General features: G+C 38.3%; 10 protein-coding genes and 1 pseudogene. 7 read left to right on the top strand and 4 right to left on the bottom strand.

What is annotated here, in order from left to right; all coding sequences use genetic code 11:
• The first annotated feature begins 200 nt into the window (after positions 1 to 200).
• The 3 genes from prpB to ACLPIE_RS16690 are packed head-to-tail and all read left to right on the top strand — an operon-like array spanning position 201 to position 3,771.
• Entirely contained in the window at positions 201 to 1,097 is an 897-nt protein-coding gene (gene prpB / locus ACLPIE_RS16680) for a methylisocitrate lyase (RefSeq protein ID WP_430262841.1), read from the top strand.
• 42 nt (positions 1,098 to 1,139) lie between these two features.
• Positions 1,140 to 2,306: a bifunctional 2-methylcitrate synthase/citrate synthase gene (gene prpC, locus ACLPIE_RS16685; RefSeq protein WP_430262842.1), complete on the top strand. Its 1,167-nt coding sequence runs from the start codon at positions 1,140 to 1,142 to the stop codon at positions 2,304 to 2,306.
• A 10-nt stretch (positions 2,307 to 2,316) separates the two neighbouring features.
• On the top strand, positions 2,317 to 3,771 hold the full coding sequence (locus ACLPIE_RS16690; RefSeq protein ID WP_430262843.1) for a bifunctional 2-methylcitrate dehydratase/aconitate hydratase: 1,455 nt from the start codon (positions 2,317 to 2,319) through the stop codon (positions 3,769 to 3,771).
• Positions 3,772 to 3,827: 56 nt separating this feature from the next.
• Here ACLPIE_RS16690 and ACLPIE_RS16695 read toward each other — a convergent pair whose 3' ends face one another.
• Both ACLPIE_RS16695 and ACLPIE_RS16700 read right to left on the bottom strand, forming a co-directional pair.
• Positions 3,828 to 4,868: a galactose-1-epimerase gene (locus ACLPIE_RS16695; RefSeq protein WP_430262844.1), complete on the bottom strand. Its 1,041-nt coding sequence runs from the start codon at positions 4,866 to 4,868 to the stop codon at positions 3,828 to 3,830.
• Between the two features lie 196 nt (positions 4,869 to 5,064).
• Positions 5,065 to 5,994: a cation diffusion facilitator family transporter gene (locus ACLPIE_RS16700; protein ID WP_430262845.1), complete on the bottom strand. Its 930-nt coding sequence runs from the start codon at positions 5,992 to 5,994 to the stop codon at positions 5,065 to 5,067.
• Positions 5,995 to 6,293: 299 nt separating this feature from the next.
• Here ACLPIE_RS16700 and ACLPIE_RS16705 point away from each other — a divergent pair, with 299 nt between their 5' ends.
• Positions 6,294 to 6,731 (top strand): universal stress protein, encoded by a 438-nt coding sequence (locus ACLPIE_RS16705; protein ID WP_430262846.1) that lies wholly within the window; start codon positions 6,294 to 6,296, stop codon positions 6,729 to 6,731.
• Between the two features lie 44 nt (positions 6,732 to 6,775).
• Here the strand turns inward: ACLPIE_RS16705 and eco are convergent, their stop codons facing one another.
• Positions 6,776 to 7,252 carry a serine protease inhibitor ecotin gene (gene eco / locus ACLPIE_RS16710; protein WP_430262847.1) on the bottom strand — a complete coding sequence of 159 codons (477 nt, stop codon included), beginning with the start codon at positions 7,250 to 7,252 and terminating at the stop codon, positions 6,776 to 6,778.
• Positions 7,253 to 7,520: 268 nt separating this feature from the next.
• Between eco and ACLPIE_RS16715 the strand changes: the two genes are divergently transcribed.
• The 3 genes from ACLPIE_RS16715 (at position 7,521) to ACLPIE_RS16725 (ending at position 10,111) form a co-directional block, all read left to right on the top strand.
• Positions 7,521 to 7,733, top strand: coding sequence for a DUF465 domain-containing protein (locus tag ACLPIE_RS16715; RefSeq protein WP_430262848.1), 213 nt, complete (start codon positions 7,521 to 7,523; stop codon positions 7,731 to 7,733).
• Positions 7,734 to 8,034: 301 nt separating this feature from the next.
• A complete protein-coding gene (locus ACLPIE_RS16720) occupies positions 8,035 to 8,403 on the top strand; it encodes a nitrous oxide-stimulated promoter family protein (protein WP_430262849.1) in 369 nt (122 codons plus the stop codon).
• A gap of 886 nt (positions 8,404 to 9,289) precedes the next feature.
• A complete protein-coding gene (locus ACLPIE_RS16725) occupies positions 9,290 to 10,111 on the top strand; it encodes an AraC family transcriptional regulator (RefSeq protein WP_430262850.1) in 822 nt (273 codons plus the stop codon).
• Positions 10,112 to 10,313: 202 nt separating this feature from the next.
• Here the strand turns inward: ACLPIE_RS16725 and ACLPIE_RS16730 are convergent.
• A pseudogene (locus ACLPIE_RS16730) lies at positions 10,314 to 12,340 on the bottom strand (hypothetical protein); the annotation flags it as partial.

Below are 12,340 nucleotides of genomic sequence, written 5' to 3' on the forward strand. Positions count from 1 at the left end.
ACAATAAATTGTTTCAACGAAACACTCCAATCGATTATTTAAAACCTGCGCTAGTTGTCACAAAATAAACAAAATATTAACCATTTGATTTTTATGACTAATTTTAAAGTGTTTTTTTTAGCTCAACTTGGCACATCAATTGCTTTATAACTATAATCACAATATCCAGTTACATATATTTAACATTTTATGAGGCAAATATGTCAGCAGGAAAAAAGTTTCGTGAAGCTATCAACCAAGAATCCCCACTGCAGTTAGTGGGGACTATCAATGCCAATCATGCACTCCTTGCAAAGCAAGCCGGCTACAAAGCTATTTACTTATCTGGTGGTGGTGTGGCAGCAGGCTCATTAGGGATGCCAGATCTCGGTATTTCCACACTAGAGGATGTGCTAATCGATATCCGGCGTATCACTGACGTTTGCGACTTACCTCTCATGGTCGATGCCGACATTGGCTTTGGCCCTTCTGCATTTAACGTAGCGCGCACGGTAAAGTCTTTTTGTAAAGCGGGCGCAGCAGGATTGCACCTTGAAGACCAAGTTGGTGCCAAACGCTGTGGTCACCGGCCCAATAAAGAGATAGTGCCTACACAGGAGATGGTCGATCGCATCAAAGCCGCTGTTGATGCTCGAGTTGATGATAGTTTTGTTATTATGGCACGTACAGATGCACTCGCGGTTGAAGGTATCGATGCCGCTCTTGAGCGCTCGCAAGCTTACATAGAAGCTGGTGCAGATATGCTATTTCCTGAAGCCATCACTGAACTTCCTATGTATCAACGCTTTACTCACATTACTGACGCCCCCGTTCTTGCAAATTTAACCGAGTTTGGCCAAACCCCATTATTTACCCTAGACGAACTACGCAGTGTGGGGATTGCTATTGCTCTTTATCCACTTTCTGCCTTTCGAGCCATGAACAAAGCCGCAGAGCAAGTGTATTCGACGCTACGTCAAGAAGGCACTCAAAAGAACCTTCTGCCATTAATGCAAACCAGAGAAGAATTATACCAAAGCATTAATTATTACGATTATGAACAAAAATTAGATGCCCTGTTTTCACAAAAAAATAATCGCATTCAACGACTCATTTAGACACAAAGTTGCGCCTCCTCTATCCCCTACAAGGAAACTATGATGAACGAACAACTTAGCAGCAGTGAAGTTTCATCCTTTAAAGCCAAAAAATCGGTTGCGCTCTCCGGTATTAATGCGGGAAACACCGCTCTGTGTACTGTCGGGCGTAATGGTAATGACTTACATTATCGAGGCTTTGATATTCATGACCTTGCGACTCAGTGTGAATTTGAGGAAGTGGCTTATTTGCTAATCCACAATAAGCTTCCTACCCACTCCGAACTCACTACTTATAAAGAAAAATTACAGTCTTTGCGTGGTTTACCTGCAAGTGTCAAACAAACCTTAGAATCCATTCCTGCCAACGCACACCCTATGGATGTTATGCGAACCGGTGTATCAATGATGGGCTGTGTCCTACCAGAGAAAGAAGCCCACACCTTTTCGGGAGCCCGAGAGATTGCGGATCGTCTTTTAGCCTCATTAGGATCTATATTGCTGTATTGGTACCACTTTAGCCATCATGGACGCCGTATTGAAACTCAAACCGATGATGACTCAATTGGCGCACATTTTTTGCACCTACTACATGGCAAAAAACCACCTGTTCAATGGGAAAAGTTTATGCATATTGCCTCAATTTTATATGCAGAACATGAATTTAACGCATCAACCTTTGCAGCAAGAGTCATTGCAGGGACAGGAACCGATTTTTACTCAGCAATGACGGGGGCGATTGCAGCCTTGAGAGGCCCCAAACATGGCGGTGCCAATGAGGTTTCATTAGAAATTCAACAACGTTATACCTCGATGGACGAAGCCGAACAAGATATAACAACCAGAGTTAAAAATAACGAAGTGATCATCGGCTTTGGTCACCCTGTCTACACGCTCGCTGATCCTCGCCACCCTATAATCAAATCCGTGGCCTTGCAATTATCAGAGCAAAGCTTAAACCGCCACCTTTATTCTGTGGCAGATCGCATTGAATCTGTGATGAAACGTGAAAAAAACTTATTCCCAAATCTGGACTGGTTTTCTGCCGTCGCTTATCACTTGATGGGAGTTCCAACCGCCATGTTCACGCCACTGTTTGTCATGGCTCGTACTGCGGGTTGGTCAGCCCATATTCTTGAACAGCGACAAGATAATAAAATTATTCGCCCTTCTGCCAATTATATTGGCTCCGAAAATCAATTATTCATTCCAATAGAACAGCGTCAATAAAGGTAAAATAATGACCACACAAACCGTTAGTTCACAGAAAATTGAATTTGATAAAGTGATCAGCGATATCGTTGATTATGTAATGGATTATCCGATTGTGTCTGACTTAGCTTACGATACAGCTTATCATTGCTTACTAGATACACTTGGCTGCGGAATGGAATCTCTTGAGTACCCCGCTTGCAAAAAACTGTTAGGCCCTATCGTCCCTGGCACCATTGTCCCCAATGGCTCGAAAATTCCGGGCACCCAGTTCCAATTAGATCCAGTTCAAGGAGCATTTAATATTGGCACAATGTGCCGCTGGTTAGATTTTAACGACACTTGGCTTGCCGCTGAATGGGGGCATCCATCTGATAACCTAGGGGGTATTTTAGCTACGGCAGATTGGTTATCCCGTGAAAACATAGCCAAAGGCAAACCCCCACTAATCATCAAAGACGTTTTAACCGCGTTAATTAAGGCTCATGAAATCCAAGGTTGCATCGCATTGGAAAACGCCTTTAACAAGGTGGGTCTTGACCACGTCATTTTAGTAAAAGTCGCGTCTACTGCTGTGGTTTCACATCTATTAGGGCTAGATCGTGAGCAAATCCTCAATGCCGTTTCACAAGCGTGGATAGATGGCCACAGCCTGCGTACTTATCGCCATGCGCCTAATACAGGATCTCGCAAATCTTGGGCTGCCGGTGATGCAACCTCCCGAGCCGTTAGATTGGCCTTAATGGCACAAAAAGGTGAGATGGGTTATCCCAGCGCGCTAACCGCTAAAACATGGGGGTTTTATGATGTCTTATTTGCAGGACAACCACTGCGTTTTCAACGCCCTTATGGCTCATACGTAATGGAAAATGTGCTATTTAAAATTTCTTTCCCAGCTGAATTCCATGCACAAACGGCGGTGGAGGCCGCTCTAAAGCTGCACGATATATTAACAAAAATGGGGAAAACGACAGAAGACATTGCATCCATTGCTATTCGTACCCACGAAGCATGTATTCGCATCATTGATAAAAAAGGGCCATTACATAACCCAGCCGATCGTGACCACTGTATTCAATATATGGTCGCCATTCCATTACTTTTTGGTCGCTTAACCGCCTCTGATTATGAGGACAATATCGCCAGCAATACTCGCATTGATGCACTGCGGGAAAAAATACATTGTTATGAAGACGTTCAATTCACACGGGATTATCATGATCCAGAGAAACGTTCTATCAGCAATGGGCTAACAATTACCTTAAATGATGGGCAAATATTAGAAGAGGTCGTTATTGAATACCCTATCGGTCACAAACGTCGAAGAAAAGAAGGTATGCCGCTGTTGTTGAAAAAGTTCAGGATCAACTTAGCAAGGCAATTCCCTGAAGCTCAACAAATTCGAATCTTAAAAGCATCGCTAGATAAACCGCTATTAGAAAAAATGCCAGTTAATGAATATATGGATTTATTCGTAATTTAATATTTAAATATTCGATGCCGCAATCGTGCGGCATCAATCCTGAGACAGGATTTCAACTAAAAAACAAATTGGTAGCGAGTTTGGCTTGTATAGTTTTGATTAGGCTTAGCCACTAAATTGTTCGTTTCTCCCCATTCAGGGTGATTAATTGCATCAGGTGGAAACTGTGTACTTAATACAACACCTGAATACGATGTATAAACTTGGCTTTTTCCTGATATCGCAACCAAATGATTGCCACTATACATCTGTAATGCGGGCATCGTGGTAGCCATATTTAATTGCACATCACCATTTGGTGCACCAAGGGTTGCTACAGTTTTCTCGCCGTCAGTCAACGTGCGATTTAACATCCAAGTGTGTTCATATCCCCCGACAGCGCGCTGTTCTTCATCCTGTAAAAAATGACGGCCTATACGCATGCTTTGTCGAAAATCAAAGTGCGTTTTTGCAACATCTCGCCATATTCCAGTTAGAGCGCCATCACTATCTATCGGTAAATAGCTATCAGCATGGATTCGCAAATCATGTTCAAGCGCTGTCCTGACAGAATCTTCCCCTGCAAGATTGAAATAAGTATGGTTACTCAAGCTAACAGGGCAGTGAGCAGAAGATTGGTACTTATAATCAATTATGACCTGATTATCTTCAGTTAACTCATAACTAACTTCAACATATAAATCCCCAGGGAAACCTTGATCTCCCGCTGGTGATGTAAGTGAAAAAAGCGCTTTTTGTGGACTAACTTGGAATATGCCCCAAATACGATGGCTAAAGTTGTTTTTACCACCATGTAAACAATCATTCCCTTGATTATTAGAAACACGATAATGTTGACCCTCAATGGAAAACTGAGAACCACTAATACGGTTAGCGACTCGACCAATAGTAGCACCGAGATACACCCCTTGCTCCATTTGCTTTGCCATATTCGGGGAACCTAAAATAACATCTCGCTTTCCTGTGGTTAAAGGAAGTATACAGCTCACCCAACTCGCACCAAGGCTAGTTAAAATAATTTTCATGCCATTTTGATTCGTGAGTGCGATAACCTTAGGACTTCGCAATGCCTGATGTTTTTCTTGAGTAAAACGCATTTATTCCTCAATCATTCACTAATAACCAATTTCACCGAAAGAAACCGTCATTCACATTTATGTGTTGTGTGCTCTTGTTACAACGAATTAATTGTCCACAGCTTTACCATAGAGAGCAATAATTTATTAAGTTAATAAATAAAAAACCGAGCCATTAGTCCGCTCGGTCTCAATAAATAAATCGAATAATAAACAATCAATGTTGAGTGTTTTTATCATAAGGGTCAAGGTGGGTCATCACATCTAAAATGAGTGGATTTTCCATTAGCGTTTTGCGTACATTCACTGCGATATCATGACCCACTAAGATACTCATATTACCATTGAGCTCTAAGTGTACATCAACGAGTAAAAAATCACCTGACTTGCGCGTTTTTAAATCATGGTATCCCGCAAGTTCATTACGGCTATCCAAAACAGCACGAATTTCTTGCAATGTTTCTTCATCCGCACCTTTATCCATTAAGTCCTGCATGGATTGATTAGTAAATTTAAACCCCATTCTAAATACGAATATCCCCACAACTAATGCAGCAATGGGGTCCAAAATTCGCAACCCACATAAGCTCCCCACAATACCAATAGCAACAACTAATGAAGACGCGGCATCGGAGCGTGCATGCCATGCATTAGCAACTAGCATACTTGAGTTCACTTTATTCGCGACATGTAACATATAGCGAAATAACCCTTCTTTTGCCACTAAGGCAATTAAAACTGCCACTAAGGCGATCATATGAACTTCAGGGATCAACTCAGGATTTAGTAATTTTTCAATAGCTGACCATACCATCCCTACACCAACAATTAATAAAATTATCCCTAAAATCAATGAAGCCCCATTTTCATAACGAAAATGACCATAAGGGTGATCTTCATCTGGCTTTTTATGACTTTTTTTATTCGCAATAAGAACCACAAAATCGGCAATAAGATCCGATAATGTATGAATACCATCGGCAACTAACCCCGATGAATGAGAAAAAATGCCTATAATTATCTGCCAAATTGATAAAAACATATTTACAACAACACTAATTAGTGTGCTTTTCTTAGCAGCTTGGTACCTAGCTTGTTGTATTTCAAACTCATTATTTTTCTTGATTAATGCATCGCTCTTATTCATAAGATATATTCTTTAACGAAAAACAAAATAATTATCATTCAAATAAACTTTTTAAATCAATAAGTTAAATAAACACCTAGTAAATATTCGCACATTTTGTGTTAAAAGTCCCACTATAAATTATAAAAAAAAAGTTTAACTGATAATAATTATCCTTTATTTTTACATAGTTAATAGTGTTAGCTTTGTAAAAGGGCATAATGCGCACTCAATAGCATTTCTTACTTTTCATTTAACTTATAGTATATTAATGATAAGTCACTATAATTAATTTCGAATAACATATAAAAGAGGTAGCTATGTATAAAAAAATCCTAGTTCCTATTGACTTATTAGAAGATGAATTAAACCAAGAGATCCTGAAACACATTGAAGCATTAGCACAACTAGGCTCCCCCGAAATTCATTTTTTTTCAGTCATACCCAGTGTAGAATTATTTTTTGGAATTGAGTTTGCGGCGCTACCTGAAAATCATAAAGAGTCAGCAGAGCGTTCAATCCTAGCTATGCGGGCACTTGAAGATATAATTAAAAATGTTAAAGTGCCAGATAAGCAAATCACCTGTAAAGTGAGTATCGGCTCAGCCAAAGATGAAATTTTAGATTATGCTCAAGAAATCAATGCAGATTTAATTATTGTTGGCTCTCATCACCCAAGTACATCGACTTACCTATTAGGGTCTACCGCATCTGCGATTGTACGTCACGCTAAAACCTCAGTATTTGTAATTCGTTAAATTCCTTTATAGAAAATGCCGCAACTGCGGCATTTTCTTGAGAATTATTTTTTGCTGGAATCTAATAGTTTGTCATCCGTTGACCAAATGCGATATTTCACTTGCATATCTGATGGTGCATAAACCACGATAGGTAGCTTACTGTTATAACGGATAAAAGCATCGTCACCTAACTGTGTTGTAATAAAACGGTCTTTAGGCGGTTCTGAACATCCCATCATTGTTGACGCAGAGCCTTTAACCTCATCTAATTGATAGTAGCTGTAACCCCAACCTTCCAGTGTTTTTTCATCAAGTTCCCCCATAAACCACTGATGGTTGCAATCCGCTTTCATGACTTTTCCAATCACTAGTTCAACCATAAAATCACTTTCATTTTTCTGATCGGCTAATTGAATCACATGGCGAGTCATACCAGATTCTGCTTTTGGATATGGCGCGATCTTTTCCAAATCTTCCGTTGCTACCGCACAAGATGAAATCAGTGCTGCTGCCATTACAGATAAAATCGCTTTTTTCATTATTTATTCCTATTCCAGAAGATTAAATCAATTTAAAAAACTAAGCTCAACTACATACTAAGTCATTTTCACTAAAATTATCACTATAGATGATTCTTAATTACAAAAAATAAAGATATTTCATTTACTTTTAGTGTAATTCTATTTAATTTTAGTTGAAAGATCATAAAATTGATAAAAATTATGTAAATTACTGACCTTTTTAGTGCATGAAATATAGCCAGTGATTATACTGAAATTGAGGCTTAATACATTCTGAGGAGGTAGTATGTTATCAGCAGATCAAGATTTAGTTTCAAAGTTAGTGTCTACACATCCCCGTTTTCAAACTCTTTACGAAAAACATCATCGACTCGATAAAGAAATTAGTAAGCTCGAAGGCCCATCAGGGGCAGGTTATAATGAACATGTTGCCAAACTAAAAAAAGAAAAATTACACATTAAAGACGAGATGCAAAAAATAATGCAATCCAGTCAATAACGTGCCATAGCAATAACGTTAGTATCACCTTTCATTGTTATCTTATTAAAGAAGAAGATAACAAAACACTGCTAGTCAACTAAAAATGGCCTCAATAGCTTATCGCTTTAGGTACTTTGCAAAGAGTTTATGATGTTCTAGCTCAAGAGGGTAACTTTCATTACCCTCTTGTTCCGTTACTGTATCTGCCCTTATATTTATTGAAATACATCAATAAAAGGTGCAATAAATCACAGCCTCCTATCCATTAAATCAATAAAGTTGTATATTAAATACATATTATGGACTCATAGAGGTCAGTATGACAGGAAAACGTATTCATCGTGAAATTAAAACGATTGAAAAAATGATAAAAATCTATGAGAAGGCACATCCTGCGCCAACCGACTCTCCTGATGACTACCAAAAACTCTTTTCTTACGCTATAAATAGGCTAGAAAAGTGCCGTTATGGGGAAGAAAAACCCGCCTGTAAGCAATGTCCTATCCATTGCTATCAACCCAAAATGCGCGAAAAAATGAAGTTAGTCATGCGCTGGGCTGGGCCGAAAATGCTTATTTATCATCCCATATTAGCAATACGCCATCTCATTGATGACCGTAAGCCAGTTCCTGAATTACCCCCCAAAACAAATAAAAGAACCAATCGTAGCGAGGAAAAACACAAATAATAAAATCGTATCCACCTAGTGGCATCCAACAGGTAGTATAAACACCATCATAGGTATGACTAAAAATCGATCAAATATTATTACGGCTTAATCTATCTAAGCCCAATAAGATATTTATTAATACCATTATGTATTTGTTAATATTTTTTATTTCCCCACTTTTTACATAAAAAAACAAAGGCATCATAGCTTCATAAATTGGATAAAATTTGACATTTTCATTCATGGATCATGTTGCTCTAAAAAATAATAACTAAAGTAAACTAATTACCAAAACATATATTTATATTACCTATCAAAACCATCATCAATATCTATCAATCAAAAATTGAGATATATATCTCATTTTTTGTATGTTTTAGGCATTTTTGTCTTATTTTTTTTATCGATAAGATAAAAAAAATAATTTAATTTCGTCAGTAATCTATATAAACATAAAAAATATTAATCAATACTAGTTTTAACGAATTTTTCAGTCATTAATTACATAGCTATACTAGCTAATACCACACAAAAAATGATGACTTAGTATGAAAGTAGAAAAAAAATCCATGCCAAGCGTAATAAATGAAATAAAATTAACAACTACACCCCTCAACAATACAGATTAATTATCTGATAAATAATTAATAATAAGAATATTATAAAATAAAACTCTAAAACACCTCGGAAATAACATCAAAAAGGCCACAAAAAACTCGGTAAAAGTATATTTTGAAATATTTATTAACATTTAAATTTACAGTGTGACACAAAAATAATCGATTTATATAATTTCAATCATACAAATAGCCTCCATTTTTTATATCAATAGAAATAAACTCTCGATATTTAATTTTGGAAATTCTATTTTGATAGTTTAAATACGATTAAAAGGTGTTAATACATGCACGTTAAAAGCAATACAAACCAACAAGTTATAAAGCGAATGAGCATTAACAGTACCATGTCTCATAATATTATTGATTTAGCAACAAAAGGGATAATTATCGTTGAACAAGGCTCATTAGTATTAGAAACCCCTGCTAGTACACAACGCTTAAATGAAGGAGATATGCTTTACCATAAACAAGGTTCTTACTCATTCCAGTTCACTAAAAGTTCAACAAATTGCCAATTACTTTGGGTCGCTTTAGATGATAATTTTTTACGCAATTTTATCGCTATCCATGGTTCTTCATTAAGTGAGATAGAAAGGAATGATAGCTCATCAAGTGATATCATCAAATTTACCTCATATTCATTAATCAATGATATCAAGATAAGCTTAAATTCATTCATTGACCATGAATACCCAGAACCCATCGTATCACTTCGGATCAGCGAGTTATTGTTGCTTCTTAGTTACAGTGAGCAAGGAGCCTTATTACTATCTAACTTCAGGCAACTCAGTAATCGACAAGCTGAGCGCTTACAATTATTTATGGAAAATAATTACCTTAAGGAATGGAAATTAAACGAATTTGCACGAACCTTCGGAATGGGGCTAACAACCTTTAAAGAATTATTCAATACCGTCTATGCAACATCACCACGCTCTTGGATCAGTGAAAAACGCATCATGTATGCACACCAATTATTAGTAAATACAACTATGAGTATTGTTGAGGTTTCTATGGAGGCAGGTTTTTCTAGCCAATCTTACTTTACTCAAGCTTATCGTAAACGATTTGGATATACACCAAGTCGGTCACGAATAGCCGCTTAACCCCTCAAACACACTGAGCATAGACACATGCCCTGTCAGTTATAGAAATTTCTGTTTTAACTATAAACTGGCAGAACGGCAACTCTCCCTTTAGTTCCCACCTAATTATCATGATCACAACCGCACTTAACCACCATAAAAAAAGGTAATTTGCCTTTTGCTGACAAACTACCTTTCTATACACACTTAAATGATGTTGATACTATTTAGCTTTGAGGATTTTCAAATCAATAATTGACATTGAATTTGGTGGTATTTCACCAGGAATTCCCTCAACGCCATAACCACCCTCAGGTTTAATGTATACTTTCACCATACCACCCTCACCAGCCCTTTCAATAAATGAGTTTAATGGTGTTGGCAGCTCATTATAAGGTAATGTCACTGGGTTGTTATCGGTATACATAACCGTCACTGTACCATCAGTTAATTGCTCTCTCATAATGAAAGTAACATCTTTTTTCTTAACGTCTTTAATTGGTGTTCCCGCTTGAATGATTTTATAGTACGTATTGCTATCAAGCTTGCTATATTTTTGTGCTGTAATTTGCTCAATAATTTTCTGATTTTTCTTCGCATTTTGAGCCGCAATCGCTTTTGTATCTTTACTTGATGGAACTCGACCTGCTAAACCAGAACTTGAACCCGCTTTTCCTTTCGCTTTTAGTGCGTCATTTTCATTTTGCAACTGAGTGATGCGACGATTTAAATCTATTATTTGTGATTTCAGCGCATCGTCATTTGAAACCGATTTAGACGAATCTAATTCAGTTTGTAATTTTTTCAGTTTTTCTTGTGCTAATGTCAATTCTTTCTGAGAATCGAGTTTTAACGCACTAATCAATTTATTTGCATCAGCAAGCTGCTGCTCTACTTCAGTCTGTTTCTTCGTCCGTGCTGCAATATCCCCTTCAAGCTTATTAATTTTCTCTTCTTGGGATTTAGTCTGTTTTGCAAACTGAGCATTTTGTTGCTCAAGCTTTTTCCTTTCATTTTCTTGCTTTATCAGCGCTTCTTGGATTGCTGTCTTATCTGAGTTCAACTTCGCTAACGCTGTTTCTTTTTGCTTAAGTAACTCGATTTGCTTATTCAAATCCGCCGTCAGAACTTTAACTTGCTTGTCACTCGCTTGCGCCATCAAGACTGACTGATTTTCAAGATCTTTTTGTAATTTCTGTAAATCGGTATTGGCCTGCGCTAACTGCTTTTGTGCCGCTGAGAAATTTTGTTCATTTTGTGCTAAAGCAGTTTGTAATTGCTTAAGCTGCTTCTGACTATCAGCATATTGCTTTGATATTGTATTTTGCGCTGCTTGATGCTCTTGCAATTGTTGTTTTGCAATCGCTAATTCTGACTCAAGCGTAATTTTTTGTGCAAGTTTCGCTGTTTGCTCGACCAAAGACGCTTGGATTTTATCCGCTTGCTGCGATTTCTCTTGCAATTGCGCTGCTAACTGTTGATTTTTCTGCTCTAGCGCTTTCGCGGCGGCCTGTTGTTTCGCTAATTCATCACGCGTCGTCTGGCTTTGCGTTTCAGCCTGCTTCAAGCCCGCTTCTTTTTGCTTGAGTAACGCGATTTGCTTATTCAAATCCGCCGTCAGGGCTTTCACTTGCTCATCGCTGGCTTGACTCATCAAGGCCGTTTGTTTTTCCATGTTGGCTTGCAGTTTTTGCAAGTCCGCATTGGCTTGTTTCAACTGCGCTTGCGCCGTCGCATACTCTTGCTCGTTTTGTTTCAAACGTGCTTGCAACTGTGTTTGCTGTTTTTCACTGGCGGCAAACTGTTTGGATAACGCATTTTTCGCCGCCTCATGCTCTGCCAGTTGTTTTTTCGCCTCAGCCAATTGCGTTTCTAACGCCACTTTGCCTGCGGCTTTCGCTGTTTGCTCAACTAATGAGGCCTGAATTTTATCCGCTTGCTGCGATTTCTCTTGCAATTGCGCTGCTAACTGTTGATTTTTCTGCTCTAACGCTTTCGCGGCGGCCTGTTGTTTCGCTAATTCATCACGTGTGGATTCGCTTTGTGCTTGTGCTTTTGCTAACCCATCCTCTTTTTGTTTGAGTAACGCGATTTGCTTATTCAAATCCGCCGTCAGGGCTTTGACTTGCTCATCGCTGGCTTGACTCATCAAGGCCGTTTGTTTTTCCATGTTGGCTTGCAGTTTTTGCAAGTCCGCATTGGCTTGTTTCAACTGCGCTTGCGCCGTCGCATACTCTTGCTCGTTTTGTT

It is taken from the genome of Providencia sp. Me31A (assembly GCF_050487165.1).
Classification (GTDB): Bacteria; Pseudomonadota; Gammaproteobacteria; order Enterobacterales; family Enterobacteriaceae; genus Providencia.